Genomic DNA, 21,788 nt, shown 5'->3' with positions numbered 1-21,788 from the left:
ATTCCACGGCTGCGTCAGTAAACCAACTGTGCCGGCGTGCATTGAATCGATTGCATGTGCACGTCGGTCCGCCCCAGCTCCACGCCGAGTATCTGCCCAAGCGTCTGCGAGAGGAGTGTGCCGACGCCATTGAGCAGTGGCTTGAGCGTTTCCAGTACCGGTGTCAGTGCCAGGCACAGCAGGCCGCTGCACCGGACTTGATCGGTGCCGGGGTCGGTCACCCCGGTGCCGCCGCCCAGGTCCTGCAGACCACCGGGCCGGGTCTGCAGGTACGAGGTCAGATTGGATTTGACGCAGTTGTTGTAGTTGAGCAGCGTGCTGAGCAGGCTGTTGCAGCGGTTGATCAATAATCCGCCGAGAATGGGGCCCAATACACCACTCAGTCCGCCCATGCCTTCACCGGTGACTGTGGCGTTGTAACCGACCCAGACCGAGCCCGGCTTGAAACAGGTTTCAAGATTCAGAAGGCCGCACGGATAGGGCACGCCGTTGGGGACGTCCCAGTCACCCAACGCACCGATGCCACGGGCCGGATCACCATTGCGCAGCAGCTCGATGGTTTTTTTTGCATCGTAGAACCCGTTACCCGGATTGGCTGCCTTGAGATACTGATCTGCCAGGCGGGTGGCCGTGGCGGCATCGGTACTGCCCTGCTTGCCCGGGGTGACCACATTGCTCAGCACGCGCAGCAGCTCGCTCACCAGCCCGGAAACCGCAGCGCCTACCTGGGCCTGGTTGAAGCGGGTGGAGGCGGTCTCGCCCGCGGCCAGGGTGACACTCTCGGTGTGCGTCAACGTATCGAGCATGATCTTGTCGGTCACCAGCGGCGCGCCGAGCAGGGTCAGCAGCTGTTCGTTCTGCAGCCCGGCATCGCAGACGTTGCGTTGGGAGAACTGATTCGCTTCGCCGACCTTGCCGACGCAGGCGCGCAGCAGCGAGGACTGCACACGCACCGTCGCGGTGGGCGGGGTGGCGCCGCACTGCAGCGATTCCAGCGTGCCCATCGCGTTGGTCACGTCGGCATGGATCGGCAGATTGAGGCGGATGCCCAGCCCGCTGAGTACCGGTCCGAGCAGCGTCATTCCGGCGGTATCGATGTGGATCTTCAACCGGACCTGTGCGTTGTAAGCGCGTGTGCCGACCCCACCGATCGCGATGGATGGCGGCTCGATGATCGCCGCACGGGTCTGGACCAGGCCCAGGATGTCCAGGTTGTTCACTGCAACGCCATTGCCGCCGCTGGCGATGCCGATGCTGGTGGTGATCAGGTCCAGCGCGCTGACGTCGGCCTGCAGGGCGGGCGATGCAGGGCCCTCGGGTGCCACGACGCGCGCGAACAGGCCGCCCGTGCTGTCGGTGCTGCCGAGCTGCACGTTGAGCTGGTTCAGATCCATCCGTGCGGCGAGCGCAGCGCGCAGTGCAGTGAGATCCACGTTGGCGACCCCGCTGTTGGTGAGCACCGTGGCCGTGGCATCGAGCAGTTGCCCGAGCGACACGCGATGGGCAGCCAGCAGCGCGTTGAACTCGGCGACGCCGATATCGGCTTTTACCGGAATGCCCAGTGCCTGGAGCAGGCCGCCGGGGGTGATCGTAGCCTGGGCAAGACCGTCATAGCCGAGCAGGGTGGTCTGGTCGAGGTTCACTCCGACCAGGCTGAGCACGTTGCCCAGCGGCGTACCGCCATTGACCCGCAGCAGCTGCGAGCCCACCGAAAACACGGCCATTGGTGGTGCGCGCGTCGCCACCGCCTGTGCGCGGATCATCGGCAGGCGGGCGTTCTGGCCGAAGAACGGCACGATCGAGCGGGTCGCCTCGACCTTGACCGCATTGAGCGGGTTGCCCGCATCCAGCGTCACGGTGAAATGATCATGGCTGCTGTGCGAGGGATTCCAGTTGCCGCACTGGATCGTCAGCGTGCCCGCAAAGCCGTTGTCGCCCTCTGCGTTGCCGCGTGCGGCACTGTTGTCGCGGTGGTCGGCAGCGCACAGGTCCAGCCGCTGCGCACCGGCGAGCGCGGCCAGATCGACCACCTTCTGCGCATCACGCTTGGCCCAGTACAGATAGCCCACTTCCACCAGGCCGAGCATGCCGACCAAGCCAAACAGGACCAGCATCATGGTGACCGACATCCCGCCGCGCAGCCGTTGCCTGGAGGGGCGCGGCGCACGGGCGCTGGACTGGTACATGGCCTCAACCTCCCTAGTTGGTACCGCTGACGTCCTTTTTCACGCTGGTTTTGAGGAACTCGGGAATCTCATGTTCGAAGCTTTTCAGGTAGCGCTGGTAGCTGGCGGCGGCCTGATCGCCCAGGATGGGCAGGCGCGGCCCGGCGTGTGCCCCTTCGGCCTGCATGCGCAGCAGATCGCGGGTGGTCTGGCCGATCTCGGTCCGTGATGGCGGTGGCGGAGGCGTGTACCGCTCGACCGGCGCGCTCGCCGCGGTGAGCGGGGCAGGTCCTGCCGGCGGAGCGACAGGGAGTGGCGCAGGGGCGGCTGGGGCGGCGTTGTGTCCCCCCAGCATCTGGCCCGTCAGGGGGGGCTGCTGCGCAGCCGCGAGCGCGGGCAGCACAGCGACCAGAAGCACCGTGGTCGTCCCAACGCGCCGCAACGGGGCAGAAAGACGTGGCAACCGGGTCATGGGGTGATCTCGCTGGCAGGGGTGGAGGCGCCGAAGCGCTCGAGCATGGACGGGGCAAGCCGCGCGTCGGCGCTGCTGCGGCGTTCGGTATCGAGCGCGACGCGGCGTGCTGCTGCGGGCACTCGCGCGGCGCGGGGTGTGGGCGTGACGTCCGTTGCTGCCACGCTGGCCGGGGCGCGTTGGATCGAGGGGGCGGGGGTCGCCTGCTGGCGGAGCTGGTCGGCCAGGCGGCGGACTTCGGCCTGCGCGGCATCGGTCAGCCGTGCATTGCGCATGATCGTCTCGGCCATCTCATTCTGGCCGCGCAGCAGAGCCCACACCGCCAGATTCGCATTCGCCTTGGCGCTGCCCGGAGACAGCTCGGCGGCCTTGGCCAAGGGTTCCTGCGCGCGCGACCAGTCGCCCGCGCGAAGCCGCGCGAACCCAAGATCGCCTAGGTAGCCGGTGTTCAGTGGTTGCAGCTGGACGGCGCGGGCCAGCGCCTGTTCGGCGCGGGCAGCGTCACCATCACGGGCGGCGATCAGGCCAAGCCCGTGCCAGGCGGCGGCGGCCTGCGGCCCGTTGGTAAGGCTGCTGTACATGGCCACGGCGGCCTCGCGCTGACCGGTCTCGCGCAGGGCGTCAGCGTTCAAGAGTCGAAGCTGCGGGCTGTCGCCATAGCGCTGGCGGTAGGCATCCACATGCGCCAGCGAGGCGTAGTACGCGCCCTGCTGCTGCATTTTGGCGATCAGCTCGGCATACAGCTGCTTGTCATCCTGCGGCGGGACCTCGGGCGAGGCGAGCGCCATCGGGTCCTGACGGTAACCGTTGCGCACGTTTGAACACGCGGTGCACACCACGGTGGCGGCGAGCAGCAGGCAGGCGCGGGACAGCACGGCATGGCGCATGGTGGTCAGTCCAGTTTGGTCAGGGCGGAGGCGAGGGCGATGATGGCCGGGCCGGCCAGCACCAGCATCAGCGCTGGCAGCAGCGTCAACATCATCACGACGGTCATCTTTACGGAGAGCTTGCCGACCTTCTCCTTGAGGGTGGACCGGCGCTGTTCGCGCAGGCGGAGGCTGAACTGACGCAGCGGCTCCTGCACCGCGCCGCCGTGTGCGTGGACCTGCAGGATGAGCTGCACCAGGCTGCGCAGATCCTCGTCATCGAAGGATTCACCCAGCCGGCGCAGTGACTGCTCGCGGCTGCGCCCGTGCATGTAGGCGAGGTTGGCCTGGTGGATTTCACGGCCGAGCACCGGAATGGCGTTGCGCAGCTTGTCGCCGAGCGTCTGCAGGCTCTGGTCCATGCTGAAGCCGACGCCCTGCAGCAGGCGCAGCAGGTCGATCAGCAGCGGCAGTTCGGCACGGACCTGCTTGCGCAGTCGCATGGCCCATGCACGCAGGGCGAACTTGGGCAACAGGATGCCGAACGCCAGTGCTCCGAATATCACCATGACGCGGCTGAAGCCGGTGCTCTCATTGAAGGCGAGCACCGCCAGTACGGTGGCCACGGCGATCAGCACGCGCAGACCCAGGAAGATCGCGGTACCGGCCTGGGTGTTCCACCCGGCCTGGTCAAGCAGCAGACGATCTTCCGGCGCCAGCAGGGCAGCCTCGATGCGCCCGCCGTTGAAGCGCTCGCCGAACGCGGCGATAGCATCGAGCCAGTGCTGCCGCAGCGACCGCCTGGGCGTGGGCGGCGCTGCTGGTGTGGCTGCGGCATCGCGGGGGCGCAGGGCGGACTGCAGGGCCTGCTGGCTGCGTTGATCACGGTTGCTCACCACCCAGCCGCGCAGGCCCAGCAGGGCGATCCCGGCGGAAAGCGCCAGCAGGGCCGCGATCCACCAGTGATCGGCGGTCATCGATGGCCCCCTTGGGCAGGCGTGCTGCGAAGACCTGTCATATCGATTTCGCCAGGCGGTACAGCAGGAAGCCGCCAATCATTTCCAGGCCCAGCGCCCACAGCAGCAGCTTGTGGCCGAGCGGCTCGTGGATGATGGGTTGGAAGAAGTCCGGGCTGGTGATCGCCATGAGCACGGCGCTGATCGGTGGCAGCAGGCCAAGCACCCACGCCGACATGCGCGTCTCGGAGGTGGTGGCCATCAGTTCCTGCTGAGCCTGATCCAGGTCGCGCATGAAATCGGCCATGCGCTGCAGGATCTGGTCGGCACGCCCACCGATGCGCACGCTGACCCCGAGCACGACCGACAGCACGTTCAACGCTTCGAGCCGATAGGGCTGGGCGGCCTGCGCCAGGGCACGATCGAGGTCCAGCCCGCTGCGCGTGTAGGACAGCGTCGTGTCGAGCAGCCCGCGCAACGGCATCGGCACCTGTGCCGCCGAGGTCTGGAAGGCCATCTGCAGGCTGTTGCCGAGGGCCGCCAGGCGGACCAGGTTGTCCAGGAAGTCCGGCAGCTGGCGCAGCAGCTTGGACTGCAGGCGGGAGATCCGTCGCGATATCCAGAACCCGCTTGCCAGTGCGCTCAGCACCAGGACGATCGGCACCGCCCACGCAGTGTCCAGGCGTGCGGCGGTGATCCATGCCAGCAACGCGGCGCCCGCAAGGATCAGCAACGGTACCCGCCAGCCGGTCGGCATGGCGGCACGGCGCATCAGTGCGTCCCACGGCGCACCGGCCGGCACGGCGCTGCTGACCGGCATCGGTGCGGGCGCGTCGCCCAGCCCTGCCAGCCGCGGTGCGCTGTCGGCCCGGGTCAGGCGCTGCTCGGCGTGCTGCGTGGAGAGCCGGCGCTGCTCGCGCGCACTGGCACTGCTCCACAGGCCGACGGCAAGCGCCACCAGCACCAGCGCCGCACTGCACAGGAGCAGGACCGTGACCATGCTCAGAAACCTCCACCGAGCGCTTCGCGCAATTGACGACGGAACGGCTCAAGCTTGTGCGAATGCGGCTGGAAACCCAGCCCGACCCAGCGGTCGTATTCCTTGCCGTCGGCATCGAGCTGCACTTCGTGGCGGAACATCTCCTGGGTCGCGATCATGTTGTCGGTGACGCCGGTGATTTCCGTGATCGAGACCAGCACCCGGCGGCCGCTGCCCAGACGCGAAATCTGCACGATGAAATCAATGGCACTGGCGATCTGCCGGCGCAGGCTGTCCTCGCTGCCCTGGAAACCGGCGAAGCCGGCCAGCATCTCGATGCGGTAGAGACAGTCGCGCGGCGAATTGGCGTGGATGGTGGCCATGGATCCGTCATGCCCGGTGTTCATCGCCTGCAGCATTTCCAGCACTTCGGCGCCACGCACTTCGCCGACCACGATCCGGTCCGGGCGCATGCGCAGGCTGTTGCGGACCAGATCGCGGATGCTGATCGCGCCGTTGCCGTCGGCACCGCCGATTCGGCTTTCCAGGCGCACCACGTGCGGGTGGTTGAGCGAGAGCTCGGCCGTGTCCTCCACGGTGATCACACGCTCATTGGCCGGAATGTAGTTGGCCAGTGCATTGAGCAGCGAGGTTTTGCCCGAGCTGGTGCCACCGGACACGAGAATGTTGCAGCGGCCCAGCACCATCGCGTGCAGCAGTGCCTGCATCGGCCGGTCGAAGGTGCCCATGCGCAGCAGCTCGTCCGGCGTGAACGGGTCTTTGCGGAACTTGCGGATGGAGACCATCGGCCCATCCACAGCCAGCGGCGAGATGATGGCGTTGAGGCGCCCACCATTGGGCAGGCGGGCATCCACCATCGGGTTGGATTCGTCCAGGCGGCGCCCGAGCGGGGCCAGGATGCGGCGCAGGATGCGCAGCAGGTGGCTGTCATCGCTGAAGCGCTGCGGCGCGCGCTTGAGCATGCCGCCCTGGGAGACGTGGATGTCTTTGTAGCCGTTGATCAGGATGTCCTCGATCTCCGGATCGTGCAGCAGGTCATCAAGCGGGCCGAAGCCGGTCAGCTCCTTGACCAGCGCATTGGCCACGATGTCCTTCTCCGCTTCGTTGATCGGGATACGCCATTCGTGGACGAAGCCGGCGGTCTGCGCGTGCACATAGCGCGACACGGTATCCGGCGCCCACGCGTCGATGTCGATGCGCTCATCCTCGATGCTGTTGAGCAGGTGCTCATGCGCGGCGATCAGTACCTTCTGGTACTGCTCGGACTGCTCGAACGAGGGCGGCTGGCCGTCCGGTTCGGGACCGGCGTCGGCACGCGTGGCACCGGAAGGGAACGGGGTCACTTTGTCTTCCATGGGGAACCACTCAGGCGAAGGGCGAGGTGTTCCCGCCAGCCCCTGGCCGGCGCGGGAGCCGCCGGGTCCAGGTGCGACAACAGCGGGGCAAGGGCACGCACATACGGGTCACGGGGGGCATCCTGAAGCAACAGGCGGCCATGGCTGGCACTGGAGCGCAGGGCGGCGCGGTCGGGCAGGGTGGCCAGCAGGGGCAGCGAGAAGCGCGCGGCGATCTGGTCCGGGCTCAGTCCGCTGGCATCGTCGTGGCGGTTGATCACCAATTGCAGGCGGGCGTCGCGTGCACCGACCTGTTCCAGGTGGCGCAGCAGCTGATCGAGCGAGACCAGCGTGCCGATCGACTGATCGGCGATGAGCCAGATTTCGTCGGCGCTGTTGAGCAGAGAGATCGGCAACTGGCGCGGGCAGATGCCGCCCAGATCGCACAGCACGGTATGGAAGACCCCGCGCAGGCGCTGCATGAGCATGCCCGGATCGGCCAGTGCGGTGCCTTCCATGCCCGGTGGTTGGCCCAGCAGGGTCAGCCCGGTGGGATGCTGCGTCATCGCGGTGCGGACGAGGGTGGCATCGATCCGACCCACGTTGCGCAGCGCATCCTCGTAGTGGAAGGTCGCGTCGACATTGAGGTACAGCGCTGCATCGCCGGTGGGCTGGCCCAGGTCCAACAGCAGCAGATGGTTGCCGGGGTGTGCGGCATCGGGTGGCGGCGTCTGACTGGCGGCCAGTTGCTGGTCCAGTACGCCCAGGTGCGCAGCCAGCGTACTGCTGCCCACGCCGGGGCGGGCACCGAGCAGCAGCACCATCCGCGCCTTGGCCGGTGCCGGGAGCGCGGCCGTGGCGGCGCCCTCGCCGCGCAGGGCCAGTGCAGCGGCGCGGCGCAGCACCGCCTCCATTTCCTGCGGCGCACCGTCCAGATCGAGGAGATCGCGCAGCCCCGCTCGCAGCGCGGCGACCACGCCGTCCATGTGCTCGGCATGGGTGGATCCGATCGCCACCAGTGGCAGCTCCGGTGCCTGCGCCTGCAGCTGACGGGTCAGCGCTGCGGAAAACGCCGCGTGCTGATGACGGAAATCGAGCAGCACCACGCAGCCGGTATCGCGCAGCGGTTCCAGCGCCGAGGCCGGCGCCGCGCTGTCCAGCCACTGCACGCCCAGCGACGGCAGCAACGCCGACAACAGCGTGGCCAGCTCGCGATCGGGCGCGAACAGTACGAGCTTCATCGACGCATCCCGGGGGTGGACAAGCTGCAGGGCGGTGGAAATGACGGGCGGGTTCCTGGCATCGGGTTCAGCGCGAGAACCCGGGCAGCTGGTCCGAAGAGGCCGGGCTCAACAGCCAGGCGCCCCAGACCGGCAGGTTCGGCGATGCCTCACGCTGACCCGGCAACGGAACTTCCGTGCCCTGGGCCAGCGGCTGCACCAGCCGTGGCGTGACGATGATGACGAGTTCTTTTTCCTCTTTCTTGTAATTGAGCGTGCGGAAGAACGAGCCGATGATCGGAAGATCGCCGAGCAGCGGCACCTTGTCCACGTTGGACGAGACGTTGTTGCTGACCAGGCCGCCGATCACGAAGGTCTCACCATCGCCAAGCTCCACGGTGGTATCCGCGCGGCGCGTGGTGATCGATGGCACCTGCACATCGTTGTAGGTGATGCCGGCGGCATAGTTCAGATCGCTCGCTTCCGGGGCTACCTTCAGCGCGATGCGATTGGGTCCGAGCACGGTGGGGGTCACGGTAAGGCCGATGCCGAATGGTTTGAAGGTCACCGTGGTGGTGCCCAGTCCCTGCGGTTCCAGGATCGGGAGTTCGCCACCGGCGAGGAAGCTCGCGCTCTGCCCGGAGAGCGCGACCAGGGTCGGTTCGGCCAGCACGCGGGCCATGCCGTTGCTCTGCAGCAGTTCGATGTTGGCATCCCACCCGTGGGTGAGGGATTTGAACACCAGCCCGAATGCGGAGGAGAGCGGGTTGGTGACGATCAGGTCATCACCTGCCGGCTCTCCGGCCGGCAGCACGCCGGGCAGGGTCGCGCCCGGGCGGGTGATGCCGTAATAGAAGCCGTTGTTGCGGTTGAAGTTCTTGTTGCCGAAGCTCATGCCGATCTGGCGCAGCACCGACTTGTTGAACTCCACGATCTTCACCTCCACCTGGACCACGCCGCCGCTGGCGATGGTCGAGATGTCGGCCAGCTGACCTTCCTTGCCCACCGCCATCGCCGCGGCTTTGATGCTGTTCTGGTGATCCAGCAGTGACGGACTCAGGCCCTGCAGCAGGCCCTGGCCATCCTGCACGATCAGCCCGGTGCCGCCGCCCCGTGCGGTCAACGCGCCCTGTACAGCGCTGCGCACCTCGATCTGCAGCCGCTCCGGCTCGCGGTTGCCGTTGCGCCACAGCAGCAGCGTAGTGCTGCCCGGCGCTTTGCCGACCAGCAGGGCCTCGCGGCCGCGCAGCATGACCACGTCGGCCACGCTGGGGTCGGCAATCGCCACCCGCTCCAGGTTGGCGGGCAATGACCACGGACGCTGCTCGCGCGTCTGCAGCACCAGCTCGCCATCGGCGCTGGCCAGCAACGGGCTGCCGATCAACATGGCCAGCAGCAGGCAGCGTGGCAGGGCGTGGCGAAGGGGGTGCGCGGAGGTGTGGCGTTCGGTCATGGGCTGTCTCGGCATGGGCTCAACGCGACCCGCTGTGGGAGGAAACATCGCCACGGATGATTTCGATGCCGCGATCCGCTCGCGGTGATGCACGGCGCGGCGTGCTGGATGGACCGGGCAGCGCCGCCACACTGCTGCGCCCACGTCCGGCCAGTGCGTCGGTATCCAGCCCCGCATAGGCATCGTTCTCGGGTCGCTGCAGCGCCAACCGTTCCTCGGCGGACAGTTCCCGGCGCGGGCTGAGCACGCGCCCTGGCGCGGGGTACAGGGACGGGTCAGGCAGGCCGATATCGGCGGGGTTGCGCAGGGCCAGGAACAGCTTTCCCTGCTGCGCGCCGAGCAGCAGCCTGTTCGCCTCGGCGACCGGCACCGCCAGCACGGCGCTGCGTGCCGGGGCTGTGGCCGTGTCGCTGCGCGAACTGCTGGTGCGCCCACCGCCGGTGATGTCCTGCGCGCGGCTGTCCGTGGTCGCCTGGCTGCCATCGGTGGCAAGGTCGGTCGCGGTCTGCAGATCGTGCGCGCCATAGCTGAGCACGCGCAGGCGCGACAACAGCAACCGCGTCTGGGCGTCTCCGTCGTTGCGCAGTCCGCCGGAGGCGCGCAGGTTGAGGAATACGTCCACGAAGTCGCCCGGCTGGATGCGGTTGCCGGCCGCGGCCAGTTCATCGACCGGCACGGCCAGCGCACGCTCGCCCGGGTTCAGGCGCAGTGAGAAGCCCTGGGCGATCTGGCCGGTGGTGATGCGGGTCCCCATGGCGATGTCCTGCGTGGGGACCGCGCCGACCAGTGCATTGATCGATGTGTAGCCGCCGGTCGGTTGTTCAGCGTGGCCGGTGAGACGCAGATCGCTGGACGCGATAGGGCGTCCGGCCGGCAATGCGGCGGCGGCCTCGACCACCGGCCAGGTGGCTGGCTGGGCCGGCGCACTGGCCGTGGCAGGGATCCCCGGCGGCACCGGCGCGGCGCGGCGGCTGATCCCGAAGGCGACGATCGCCAGGATCACTGCCAGTCCGATCAGCAGTACCGCGGCGACGCGGGTCAACTTGAGCATGGGGTTCTCCGGAGAATCATCAGTTGCCGCCCAGATCCAGCTGCGACACGGCGGTGCTGCGCAAGGGCGTGTGCATCACCCAGCCATACACACGCCCGGTGCCGGGCAGGAAGGGGTGCGTGCGGTAGTCGTAGCTCACCTGCACGCTGATGCACTGCGCGCTGGGCAGGTCCGCGCATGGGGCAGGGGAAGAGACATTGATCGGTGCGGCGCCCGGCGTGGTGCAGCTGGGCGCCTGTCTGGAGTAGGTCAGCAGCCACTGCATCGAGCGGCGCGCTGCCAGGCAGGCCGCGGTGCGCCGCTCTGTGGGCGTCGCATGCCGGAAGGCGGCGCGTGCGCCCTCCGCCGAAGCGGCCGAGAGGGTCTGCTGCACGGCCATGATCATCACGCCGGAGTACATCACCAGCAGCAAGGGCAACAGACCGAACAACAGCATCAGCGCGAACTCGAGCGTGGCGATGCCGTGCTGCCGCCGTTTGGTTCCGGGGTGCGGGAAGCCGCTTCTCATCTGAAAGCTCCCGGATACTGCTGCAATACCCACCCCATGCTGGCAAGTGCAAGGTAGGCGGCGTACGGAATGCCGACGCGCCCTTGGCGGGCCTGCCGCCACTGCGCGAAGACCGGCTGCAGCCGGCGTGTCAGCGGGCCGTTTGCATCGACAAGCGGCAGCCCCGCCAGGCGCGGCGCCAGTCGACGCCCCACGATCACGCACACCGCGTGCGCACCGGCGAGCAGGCTGGCGACAATCCAGATCGGCAGCAACGGCGCGGCCCCGAGCAGCAGCCCAAGCACGGCGAAGTACTTCACATCTCCCGCGCCCATCCAGCCGATCGCGTAGAACGGCAACAGCGACAGCAGGCCCAACGCGAAGCCGATCAGATGCGTGGCAGGGAAGCCCCGAGCGGCGCCAAGCCACTGCCAGGCCAACCCGACCAGCGCTGCTGCCGAGGCAATCAGCAACCCGCGGTTGGACACGCGCCGGGCGTACAGGTCGTTGATCACCACCTGTACGCCCAGCACCAGTGCCACCAGGGGAAGAAGTTCCATATGCGTTGAGTCCCCCGAATCGGTCGTGCGACGTTCCGGCCCACGCTGCGCTGTCGCCGCGGCAGCACCGGGCGACAGGCTCGCAGTCAACACCGCTGGATCAGGCGGCTTTCGCGGTGGCGTCGTCGACGACTTCGCCCAGCTTGGTGAACAGATTCTCGAAGAAATCCGTGATCTGGTCTTTGCCCACCGCTACCAGAATGCCCGCGATCACCGCGGCCAGCAGGCCGTACTCGAGTGCGGTCACACCATCTTCTTCCACGAGGAACTTGCGAACGGATGCATTCATGACGGTTTCTCCCTTTCCCAATCAGAGCCCGAACGGGCGGATACAGCCCCTGTACCGATGGCGTTGCCTGGCTCCGCCAGGACTGCCATCCCGACCACGCGTCCTGCGTGGTGCGGCCATTACTGGCCTGCGCTGTCGGCCGGGCAGCGCCCGGTCGACGTCATTGGTGGCAGATCGCGTTGGACAATGCGGTCACTGTTGCCGATGCGCGGCATCGGCGGTGACGGCAGTTGCGGTGAAGGTTGCTGTCCATGGCGTTCCCCCTTTTGTTTCTCTACGTCGTGATGACCGCTTCGGTGCAGCCGGGCGTCCTGATCTGGATGCTCGGCGAATCACACGGTATCCAATGCACAAAATCGGCAGGCATCGCGTCAACTTGAGCAGATATCCATGCCACGTGCTTGCGATGGATAGGGACCCATGTAATTGCCGCAAAGTGAAACACGGGTGCACATTATGTGATGGCCGCGTGATGTCATTTAATTGACGCGCTCGCGCGGCGCATAAACGCTGGGTTTCGCAGTGCTGGGCCGTATTTGTGACGTCCAGCGTGATTCTGTTTATCCTGCGTGCAGGTCGGGCATACTTGCCAAAAATGCGCATTGATAATCCCGTGCGCAGCCGGGAGGTAACCTGGTGGAGTGACTTAATCGGCAGCGCCGGCTGATTTACCAAGGCGATGCCGGTGGACATCGTCGCGGCAGGTGCGCTGCAACACAAGGCGCAACAGGAAACGCAGGAGTGCGAACCCGGTAGGCGTGCAGCAGTGGCACCGGGGATCCAGGCCAGAGGGGGCATCACTGTCATGGTAGATGGTGTAGTGGACAACCGGATCGAGAACGGGCTGAGGGCATTCGACCTGGCCACGCTTAGCGGCGTGCTGCGTGTCTGCGATCTGGAAATGGTGCTGCTGGACGGAAACGGCCCGCGCGCGTCGATCGAATCGCAGGTCCACGACCAGGCGCTGTTCTGCACCGCAACGAGCGGCTTCCACTTCCGCGGCCGCTTCATGCTGCCCCAGGACTGGTGCCTGCTGGGCTTGATCCATGACACCGACGAGGCCATCAGCTGGTGTCACGGAATGCCGCTGGCGGCAGGCATGGCCTTGACCGTACTGCCGGAAGGCATCAGCGAGTTCACACTCAGTGCCGGCACCCATCTGACGTTGTTGCTGGCACCGGTGCAGCGCGTGCAGCGCAAACTCACCGAGCTCAGCCTGCGCAATACACTGCCTTCCGGCCAGGGCCTCTCATTGTTCCAGACCGGTGGCGGGCCTGTCGGTATCCGGTTGCGGGAACGCTATGCAGCACTGCACCACTGCCTGATCGTGCAGCAGGAACCGCTCGCCACCGATGCCGTGGACACGCTGCTGCACGACCACATCCAAGCGCTGCTTGGCGCCGGTGGCGATGACCACCCGGTCTGCAGCCGTGGCCGGCGGACGCATTACCTGATTGCGCAGCGGGCCGAGAATTTCATGCGGCTGAATCTGCGTCGTTATATCTATATGAATGAAATCTGTGATGCGGCCGGTGTCAGCGAACGGGCGCTGCGCTATGCGTTCGAAGATCTTTTCGGAACCTCGCCCAACCGCTATCTCTCGATGCTTCGCCTGTGCGCAGCGTGCCGTGGCCTGTCCATGGCCGATTCAAGCCGGAAATCGGTCAAGGCCATCGCACTGAGCTGCGGCCTGTGGGACCTCTCGCGCTTTGCCGACAACTACCGTCGGGTATTCGGTGAATTGCCGAGAGATACCTTGATGCGCGCGCCTGCGCAGATGGGCAGCCCGGCCTGATCGTCTTCGTTTGATTCACTTCTGCACCGCGCCGATGCGGCGTGCACATATTCGGCAACCTGCCGGAATTGCCTATGCCGCTGCCGGTTTTACCCGTCGTCTTGCCGGAACGCACGTTCGTGCTGCCGGAATGAAGTGCCCGCGGTTTGACCCCTCGTCTGTAATGACATCCACGTGCCCTCAGGCACCGGTGATGTTCAACGCGTTCGTACACGGGGGAATACCTGATGAACCGTATCTTTCGATTGGTGTGGAGCCACCGGCTGAATGCCCTGGTGGTCGTCTCCGAAATCGCCACCGCGCGCGGCAGCCTGGCCGCGGGCCCGGTGGTGGTGCACCTGAAGGTGCCGATGTCGGTCCTGTCGCTGGGCTTGTCGCTGGCGCTGTGCACAGGCAGTGCATGGGCTGGAGAAAACCAGACGCTCACTGATCTCCAGGCACTGGCGGCGAAGTACACCGCGCCGTTGCCGGTCAAGCTGGACGCCGAGGTTGCTCTGGCGGCGGCCGCACGGGACCGTGGCACCGCGCCGCTGCTGAGTGCCGATGCCAACGTCCATCTTACGCTCGGCACACCGCCGGCCAGCCAACCGGCGCCGCCAACGCGCGTTGCCGCACCCGCGGTGCGTGCAGAGGTCCGCACAAACGCGAACGTCGCCGTTGCGGCGTCGCCGTCCGCGCGCAAGGCTGCCCTGTCCACCAAGGTCGATGTTGCCGCACAGGCACGCTTGGCGGCGGCCGATGTGGAGGCGACGGCGGCGCTCATCGCCGACGCAACCGTCACGCCGGATGCACCTGACGCAGTAAACGGAGCGCTGGCCGGCAACGTAGCCGGCCGTGTGCGTGTGGATGCGCTCGGCCATGTGGTCGATGCCGCCGACCGTAATCCCAAACGTGTCGATGCCGGCATCACGGCAGTGCAGACCAGCTCAATGGCGCTGGCACCCAATGGGCTGGGCAACGCACTGGGGGGCCTGCTTGATGGCGTAGGTGGCGCTGTGGGCGGCTTGCTCGATGGCGTCGGCAGCACGGTGGGCGCGATCACCTCGCCGGTCCTCGGGGCGGTGGGCACGATCACCTCGCCGATCATCGGTACGGTACTTCCGCCACCGACCTCCTTGCCGGCGGGTCACCCCAAGGCCCCGGCGCCGGCCGACCCGAATGCCGGGCTGATCATCGGTACCGGCGGGCTGGTCGGCTCGCTGTCGCAACTGGTGGGTCCGACCGGGCAGGGGCTGCTGGGCGGCGATGGCTATGTGCGCAACGGCAACCTGGCGGTCAGCAGCGCCAACGTCATGCAGACGTATGCGGTGACCAACGTGCTGGGCATCCCGACCGTGAACCTGACGCCGGTGGGTACGCTGCTCGATGGTCTGGGCAATGCGAGCACGGGCGGAAGCTCGCACCTCACCCTGATTGGTGGCGTCACCTCCGACAGCTACATCCACAACATCAACAACGGCAACCCGAATGGCCTGCTGGGGCTGCTGCTGCCGGACGGCTCGCCGGCCTGGTCGAACACCTGCGTCAACGCACTCATCGCCAGCGTGGACTGCTGGGCGGTCAATGCGGCACAGGACTATCAGGTGCTGGTGGGTGATGGCGCGTATGCCAACGGGTCCAAGGAGGTCGTGATCGGTGCCAATGCGCGGCACGAGCTGCCCGGGCAGGATGCCAACCTGGCCTTCCCGGGAGCGGGCCTGAACGACGCGACCGATCCAACCGGCGTACCGACCGCGGACTACGCAGCGCGCATGGGTCATTCCGTGATCGTCGGTGACAGTGCATTGGGCACGGCCAACGGCCAGACCATCCTGGGCGCGGAGGCTACCTCCAGCCAGGCCAACAGCGTGGCATTGGGCTACCGTTCGGCGGCCAACCGGGGTGCACAGGCCAGCTACACCGCATTCGGCCTGAGTGGCACGCAGGTGTCGGCCGGTGAAGTGTCGGTCGGCTTCGCCGGCGGGGAACGCCAGATCAGCAATGTCGCTGCGGGCAGCGCGGCCAACGATGCGGTGAATGTCGCCCAGTTGCAGGGTGCTATCTCGCAGATCGACGCGGTCGGCACGCTGGCGGTGACCTATGACGACGACGGCACCGGCGCGGCGGACTTCCGCCGCATCACCCTCGGTGGCGGCACCGGGACGACCACGATCGCCAACCTTGCCACCGGCGCGGTCGATGCGACCAGCACCGAGGCGATCAACGGCGCCCAGTTGTTCGATACCAACAGCGCGATCGTCGACTACTTCGGGGGTGCCACCGCCTATGACCCGGGAACCGGTGCGTGGACCGCGCCGAGCTTCCAGATCTCCACGGTGTCCACTGGGGGCGCTGTCGCCCAGGGTGTGTACGACAACGCCAGCGATGCCTTCTCTGCCGTCGACGGTTCGCTGGTCAACCTCAACACCCAGATCACCGACATCCGCAACGGCGCAGGCAGCCGCTACCTCAAGGTGAATTCGATCGGAGCCGACGCTGCCGCCACCGGGCTGGACAGCATCGCAGTGGGCACCGGGGCAACGGCGGTGGCGGCCAACAGCATTGCCGTCGGCGCCGGCGCGATGGCTGACCGGGATGGCACGGTGTCCGTTGGCGCGGTCGGTGCAGAGCGCCAGGTGGTCAACGTCGCCGCTGGCACCCAGGCGACCGACGCGGTCAACCTGGGACAGCTGCTCAATGCGAACCAGGCCGTGGCCACCCGTCTTGGTGGCGGCGCGGCACTGGATGCCAATGGCCAGGTCACCGCGCCGACGTACACCCTCAACAGCGTGGCTACTGATGGCCAGGTCACGTCAGGTACCTACGACAACGTCGGCAGTGCGTTCGATGCGGTCAGCAGCTCGCTGGCCAACGTCGCTGACCAGGCCGGCGCTGTGGATCGGCTGGCGGTGAAGTACGACGCCGATGCCGGTGGCAACGCCACCAATACCATCACGCTGGCCGGCGATGCCAGCGGTGCGGCCGTGACGCTGGCCAATGTTGCCGACGGCCGCGTGCTGGCCGGCAGCCTGGAGGCGATCAACGGCAACCAGCTGTTCCAGACCAACAACGCGCTGGTCGGCTACTTTGGTGGCACCACCAACGTCGACGGCAACACCGGCATCTGGACCGCGCCGACGTTCCGCATCTCCTCGATCGCCACCGATGGCAGCGTGATCGCCAACGACTACAGCGACGTCACCGTGGCGTTCTCGGCGGTGGATACCTCGCTGACCACCCTCAACACCCGCATCGACCAGATGCAGCCGGGCGGCAACAGCCAGTACGTGCAGATCAACTCGACCAAGGCGGCGGCCAGCGCAGGGGGAGCAGACAGTGTCGCGATCGGGCCGCTGGCCAGCGCGGCGGGCAGCGGCAGTGCGGCCATCGGTGACGGCGCCAATGCCAGTGCGGACAACAGCGTCGCGCTCGGTGCCGGTTCGGTGGCGAGCGTGGGGGCACAGACCGGTTACACCGGTGCCTACGGCCAGGCCGGGGCCAGCAACTCTGTGGGTGAAGTGGCCGTCGGCAGCATCGGGGCCGAGCGCAAGGTCACCCATGTCGCCGATGGCTCGGAGCGCTACGACGCGGTCAACGTCGGCCAGCTGCAGAACGGCGTGAACTACGCGATCAGCGAGTCCAGGACCTACACCGATACGCAGATCAACAACATCAACAACGGTACGTCCGGCATGTTCCAGGTCAACAACACGCAGACCCTGGCTGCGCCGGCAGCGACCGGCGACAATGCCGTAGCCGGTGGCGCCGGTGCCAGCGCCGCAGGCAACAACGCGACGGCACTGGGCAACGGTGCCAGCGCGCAGGGCAGCAACAGCGTCGCGTTGGGGGCGGGTTCGGTGGCCGACCGCGCCAACACGGTCTCGGTCGGCAGCAGTGGCGCGGAGCGGCAGATCGCCAACGTCGCCGATGGCAGCCAGGCCACCGACGCGGTCAACGTCCGCCAGCTGCAGGCGTCGCAGCAGGGCACGATCCGCTATGACAGCAACATCAATGGAACCACCAACCTCAACAGTGTGACCCTGGGCAGCACCGCCACCGGCCCGACCACGGTGCGCAATGTCGCCGCCGGCACCGCCGGTACCGATGCCGTCAACGTGGATCAGTTGCGTACCGGCATGGCGCAGACCCTGGACTGGTCCAAGGCCTACACCGACGAGCGCATGGATTCGTTCGATCGGAACCTGCAGAAGACTGACAACCGCGCCTCGGCCGGCGTCGCCTCGGCGATGGCAGTGGCGGCCTTGCCGCAGCCCTATGAGGCTGGCCGCAGCATGGCCTCGCTTGCCGCAGGCAGCTTCAACGGCGAATCCGGCGTGGCGGTGGGCATTTCGGGGGTGTCGGAGGGCGGGCGCTGGATCTACAAGTTCAGCGGTTCTACCAACAGCCGCGGCGAGGGTGGCGTCGCGGTAGGTGCCGGCATCCAGTGGTGATCGTATCCGGTGCCGGCCAGCCGCCGGCACCGGGTTCGCAGCCCGCATTCAACGCTTACAGGGGGAACACCATGTGCACGCAACCCACATCCACCGCCCAGCCGCTGATGCGGTCGCTGGGGCTGAGCCTGGCCGCACTGCTGATGAGTGCCTGCGCCAGTCACGGCGACCCGCGTCCGGCATCGCCCGGCACTACCGCCGGAACCGACGCAGACAACTTCCCGGATCCGGGCAACGCCACCTTGAAGGAGGGACTGTTCGTGGACGTCGACAACCTGCGCCTGTTCGCCCGTGGCATGAGCAAACGCCAGCTGTACGCACTGCTGGGCACGCCACACTTTGGTGAGGGTATGTGGGGCGTGCGCGAGTGGAATTACCTGTTCAACTTCCGCAGCAGCCCGGGCGGCGACTACTTCACCTGTCAGTTCAAGGTCGAGTTCGACGGCAAGGGCATCGCCCAGGCCGCGCACTGGAAGCCGCAGGCCTGCGCGGCCGTGCTGGAACCGCCACGTCCACCCGCACCTCCGGCACCTGCGCCGATGCCGGCTGAGCCACTGCGCCTGTCCGCCGATGCGATGTTCGCCTTTGACAGTGCCGTTCTCACATCCGAAGGGCGCGACAATGTCACGGCACTGCTGCAGCAAGTGCGAGATGCCAGCCGGGTGCAGACCATCCAGGTAATCGGCTATACAGACCGGATCGGCAGCGACCGGTACAACCTGGTGCTGTCCCAGCGTCGCGCCGAAGCGGTGCGCAATGCACTGATCGCTGGCGGCGTGCCAGCAGCGGCCATCGTTGCCGAAGGACGCGGCAAAGCGGACCCCCTGGTGCAGTGCGAGCAGGCGCAGCGTAATGCCTTGATTGTCTGCCTGGCGCCCAACCGCCGCGTGGAGTTGTCGGGCAGGGCACTGCCGCGCTGAACCGCGGCGTCATGACAAACGACGACACTCCCGCATACCCCGTCGGCGCAAACGTGCGCCGGCGAGGGACCGTCTTGACCTGGCGCGCCGTTCGCACAGCGTGATGTCTCCCCCGTCATCGTTCTGAAGACGGCGCGCCAGGTCATCTCTTCCTCCCACCCGGGGCGGCCGCAGGCATGCTGCGACCGCCGTATCCGGTTACGGCATCAGCACCTTGTTGATCACGTGGATCACGCCATTGCTCTGCTTCACATCGGCAATGGTGACGTTGGCTACCTGACCCTTGCTGTCGGTCAGGGTGATGCCCTTGCCGACCACGCGGGCCGTCAGCGCTTCACCTTCGACGGTGGTGAGGCTGGCCTTGCCACCACCCTGCTTGATCTTGGCCATCAGGTCGGTGCTGGTGACCGCGCCCGGCACGACGTGATAGGTCAGGATCTTGGTCAGGTCGGCCTTTTTCTCAGGCTTCAGCAAGCCTTCCACCGTACCCTTGGGCAGGGCGGAGAATGCCGCATTGGTCGGTGCGAACACGGTGAACGGGCCGGCGCCTTTGAGCGTATCGACCAGACCGGCTGCTTTGACCGCAGCCACCAGGGTAGTGTGGTCCTTGGAATTGACGGCGTTGTCGATGATGTCCTTGTTGGCATACATCGCTGCGCCGCCCACCATCGGGTTGCTGTGCTGCGCGCCCGCCATGGGGGCCGGCGCCTGCGCGAAGACGAGCGGGGATGCGGTAGCAGCGAGACAGCCGATCAGTACAAGGCCTGCAAACTGGATCTTCATGACCAAACTCCCAAATGGATGCGCCGGTATGACGCACCTTCAATTACGGCGGGAGTGTCGGGGCGGATGCAGTGCGATCGACTTATTTTTATCTGTCAGTGCTGGGTGAGGGTGGCGTCGATGCCGCGCGAAGATGGTCCACCTACTGCGATCCATGCCTCCACCGCCTGGGTGACCACCGTCATCGGCAGGGCCCCATTGCCCAGGATGAGATCGTGGAAGGCGCGGATGTCGAAACGCTCGCCCAGTTCCCTGCGTGCCTGCTCACGCAATTCCAGCAGCCGCAGTTGGCCCATCTTGTAGGAAGCGGCCTGGCCAGGCTGTACCAGGTAGCGGTAAACCTCGATGCGCACGTCGGCCGGGGTCATGCCGGTCTTGTCCTGCATGTAGGCGATGGCCTGCTCGGGTGTCCACTGTTTGCGATGCAGGCCGGTATCGACCACCAGCCGCACCGAGCGGAACATCTCGGCCTGCAGACGGCCCAGATCACCGGCGGGGTCATCGCGGTACACGCCGGTTTCGGCCATCAGCTGCTCGGCATACAGCGCCCAGCCTTCACTGAAGGCACTCGGGTTGAGACTCCGCCGCAGCATCGGCAGATCGGTCAGGGTCTGGCCGATCGAGATCTGGAAATGATGCCCCGGCGATCCCTCGTGGTAGGTGAGGGTCGGAATGCTCCATCGCGTATTGGAGGTGATGTCGCCCAGGTTGATGAAGAACGTGCCCGGCCGTGAGCCGTCCATCGCCGGTGGGTAGTAGTAGCCGCCGGGCGAGGTGGCCTGCATGTGCGTGGGTACCGGCTGCACCAGCAGCTTCTGCGTCGGCAGATGGCCGAAGTAGGTTGGGAGGATCGGATCGAGATTCTGCAGTCGCTGTTCGATGTCGCCGATCAGCTGCCTGCGGCCGGCGTCGCTGTCCTCGTAAAGATAACGCGTGTCCTTGCGTAGCTGTTCGATGCGGGCGGCCACGCTGCCCTCGCGCAGGCCAAGCTGCTTCAGGCGTTCATCCATCGTCTTGTCCAGCCGGGCCACTTCGCGCAGCCCGATCTGGTGGATCGCATCGGCATCCAGATCGGTGCTGGTGTACCAGCGCAGTGCCGCGTCGTAGTACGCCTTGCCCTCCGGCAGCGCCCATACGCCTTTGTTGCCGGGGTGGGTCGCCAGCGTGGCCTGCACGTTGTCGAGCAGGCGTTGATACCCCGGATTCACTGCGTCTCGCACCGCGGCCGTTGCCTGCGCGATCAGTTCAGCGCGCCGGGCCGCCGGGATGGACGGTACCTTGTCCAGCTTGCGCTGCAATGACTGCACCCACAGGCTGTCCTGCGGCGCCGGTTTCAGCAGGGCACGGTACTGGTTGGCCGCGCCTTCCAGTGCAACCGCCGGCGGCACCACGCCCTGTCGGGCCTGCATGTCGACGTTGGCGCGGACCTGGTCCAGCTTGGTGCCCATCGCCTGCAGCCGTTCAATGTAGCGGCGGGCGCTGGTGTCGTCGGTCACCGCATGCTGGTTGTCCATGAACTGTGGCAGGTTGACCGGCAGGCTGAACAATTGGTCAATCGCGTAGGTGCTACCGCCGACCGGCAACCAGGCCGCGGCCCATGGCACGGCCATCAGATCGATCTGGGTCTGGTAGAACCAGCGCGCCAGGCCGTCGCTGAGGCGTTGCTGCGGGTCCAGCGGTGCGCCTTTCCATGCACGGATCTGCGCCAGGTTTTCGACAAGAAAGCGGCGGTTGATCTCGCGCCGGGCCAGCGAGACGTCGGTCAGCTGGCCGGACAGATCACCGCCCGCATCGCCGCTGATGCCGAGCATCGTGCGCAGTTCCGGATCGGCGTTGATCGCGGCCATCGTCTGCGCATCGAGCAGGGCGTTGAACGAGGTGGTGGCCGGTGTGGTTGCCGTGGACGGCGCCTGCGCATGCGCCCCGGCGGATGCAAGCGTGAGGGTCCCGGCGATGGCGAGTGCGAGCAGGGCGGGAAGTCGGCGGGCGGGCGTGGTCGGAATCACA

At 66.8% G+C, this 21,788-nt stretch carries 17 protein-coding genes; 3 read left to right on the top strand and 14 right to left on the bottom strand.

Annotation, left to right across the window (positions count from 1 at the left end; genetic code table 11):
• Positions 1 to 14 precede the first annotated feature (14 nt).
• From K4043_RS02740 to K4043_RS02685, 12 genes are all read right to left on the bottom strand, one after another.
• Positions 15 to 2,186: a TadG family pilus assembly protein gene (locus K4043_RS02740; protein ID WP_321160129.1), complete on the bottom strand. Its 2,172-nt coding sequence runs from the start codon at positions 2,184 to 2,186 to the stop codon at positions 15 to 17.
• Between the two features lie 13 nt (positions 2,187 to 2,199).
• A complete protein-coding gene (locus K4043_RS02735; RefSeq protein WP_265308535.1) occupies positions 2,200 to 2,352 on the bottom strand; it encodes a DUF3613 domain-containing protein in 153 nt (50 codons plus the stop codon).
• A gap of 281 nt (positions 2,353 to 2,633) precedes the next feature.
• Entirely contained in the window at positions 2,634 to 3,524 is an 891-nt protein-coding gene (locus tag K4043_RS02730; RefSeq protein ID WP_265308111.1) for a Flp pilus assembly protein TadD, read from the bottom strand.
• Positions 3,525 to 3,529: 5 nt separating this feature from the next.
• Entirely contained in the window at positions 3,530 to 4,480 is a 951-nt protein-coding gene (locus tag K4043_RS02725) for a type II secretion system F family protein (RefSeq protein WP_265308110.1), read from the bottom strand.
• A gap of 37 nt (positions 4,481 to 4,517) precedes the next feature.
• Positions 4,518 to 5,459, bottom strand: a complete 942-nt coding sequence (locus K4043_RS02720) for a type II secretion system F family protein (protein ID WP_265308109.1) — start codon at positions 5,457 to 5,459, stop codon at positions 4,518 to 4,520.
• 2 nt (positions 5,460 to 5,461) lie between these two features.
• A complete protein-coding gene (locus tag K4043_RS02715; protein WP_123729456.1) occupies positions 5,462 to 6,814 on the bottom strand; it encodes a CpaF family protein in 1,353 nt (450 codons plus the stop codon).
• On the bottom strand, positions 6,799 to 8,034 hold the full coding sequence (locus K4043_RS02710) for a fimbrial protein (protein WP_265308108.1): 1,236 nt from the start codon (positions 8,032 to 8,034) through the stop codon (positions 6,799 to 6,801). The genes K4043_RS02715 and K4043_RS02710 overlap by 16 nt, the downstream gene beginning before the upstream one ends.
• Before the next feature lie 67 nt (positions 8,035 to 8,101).
• On the bottom strand, positions 8,102 to 9,466 hold the full coding sequence (locus K4043_RS02705) for a type II and III secretion system protein family protein (RefSeq protein ID WP_265308107.1): 1,365 nt from the start codon (positions 9,464 to 9,466) through the stop codon (positions 8,102 to 8,104).
• 19 nt (positions 9,467 to 9,485) lie between these two features.
• Positions 9,486 to 10,517, bottom strand: coding sequence for a Flp pilus assembly protein CpaB (gene cpaB, locus K4043_RS02700; RefSeq protein WP_265308106.1), 1,032 nt, complete (start codon positions 10,515 to 10,517; stop codon positions 9,486 to 9,488).
• Between the two features lie 19 nt (positions 10,518 to 10,536).
• Positions 10,537 to 11,025 carry a pilus assembly protein gene (locus tag K4043_RS02695; protein ID WP_123729453.1) on the bottom strand — a complete coding sequence of 163 codons (489 nt, stop codon included), beginning with the start codon at positions 11,023 to 11,025 and terminating at the stop codon, positions 10,537 to 10,539.
• Positions 11,022 to 11,564 carry a prepilin peptidase gene (locus tag K4043_RS02690; RefSeq protein ID WP_123729452.1) on the bottom strand — a complete coding sequence of 181 codons (543 nt, stop codon included), beginning with the start codon at positions 11,562 to 11,564 and terminating at the stop codon, positions 11,022 to 11,024. The genes K4043_RS02695 and K4043_RS02690 overlap by 4 nt, the downstream gene beginning before the upstream one ends.
• A gap of 100 nt (positions 11,565 to 11,664) precedes the next feature.
• Positions 11,665 to 11,853, bottom strand: a complete 189-nt coding sequence (locus K4043_RS02685; RefSeq protein WP_123729451.1) for a Flp family type IVb pilin — start codon at positions 11,851 to 11,853, stop codon at positions 11,665 to 11,667.
• 805 nt (positions 11,854 to 12,658) lie between these two features.
• Here K4043_RS02685 and K4043_RS02680 point away from each other — a divergent pair.
• The 3 genes from K4043_RS02680 (at position 12,659) to K4043_RS02670 (ending at position 18,998) form a co-directional block, all read left to right on the top strand.
• Positions 12,659 to 13,648 carry a helix-turn-helix domain-containing protein gene (locus tag K4043_RS02680; RefSeq protein ID WP_265308105.1) on the top strand — a complete coding sequence of 330 codons (990 nt, stop codon included), beginning with the start codon at positions 12,659 to 12,661 and terminating at the stop codon, positions 13,646 to 13,648.
• A gap of 227 nt (positions 13,649 to 13,875) precedes the next feature.
• Positions 13,876 to 18,078: a YadA-like family protein gene (locus K4043_RS02675; protein ID WP_265308104.1), complete on the top strand. Its 4,203-nt coding sequence runs from the start codon at positions 13,876 to 13,878 to the stop codon at positions 18,076 to 18,078.
• Positions 18,079 to 18,149: 71 nt separating this feature from the next.
• A complete protein-coding gene (locus K4043_RS02670; protein ID WP_265308103.1) occupies positions 18,150 to 18,998 on the top strand; it encodes an OmpA family protein in 849 nt (282 codons plus the stop codon).
• A 198-nt stretch (positions 18,999 to 19,196) separates the two neighbouring features.
• Here the strand turns inward: K4043_RS02670 and K4043_RS02665 are convergent, their stop codons facing one another.
• Both K4043_RS02665 and K4043_RS02660 read right to left on the bottom strand, forming a co-directional pair.
• Complete coding sequence (locus tag K4043_RS02665; protein WP_265308533.1) at positions 19,197 to 19,694, bottom strand: fasciclin domain-containing protein; 498 nt, start codon at positions 19,692 to 19,694, stop codon at positions 19,197 to 19,199.
• Positions 19,695 to 19,876: 182 nt separating this feature from the next.
• On the bottom strand, positions 19,877 to 21,787 hold the full coding sequence (locus tag K4043_RS02660) for a DUF885 domain-containing protein (RefSeq protein ID WP_265308102.1): 1,911 nt from the start codon (positions 21,785 to 21,787) through the stop codon (positions 19,877 to 19,879).
• Position 21,788 lies beyond the last annotated feature (1 nt).

This window comes from Stenotrophomonas sp. SRS1 (assembly GCF_026130205.1).
Lineage (GTDB): Bacteria > Pseudomonadota > Gammaproteobacteria > Xanthomonadales > Xanthomonadaceae > Stenotrophomonas > Stenotrophomonas rhizophila_B.
Note: the sequence above shows the minus strand (reverse complement) of the source record. Positions and strands in the feature narration are given on the sequence as shown.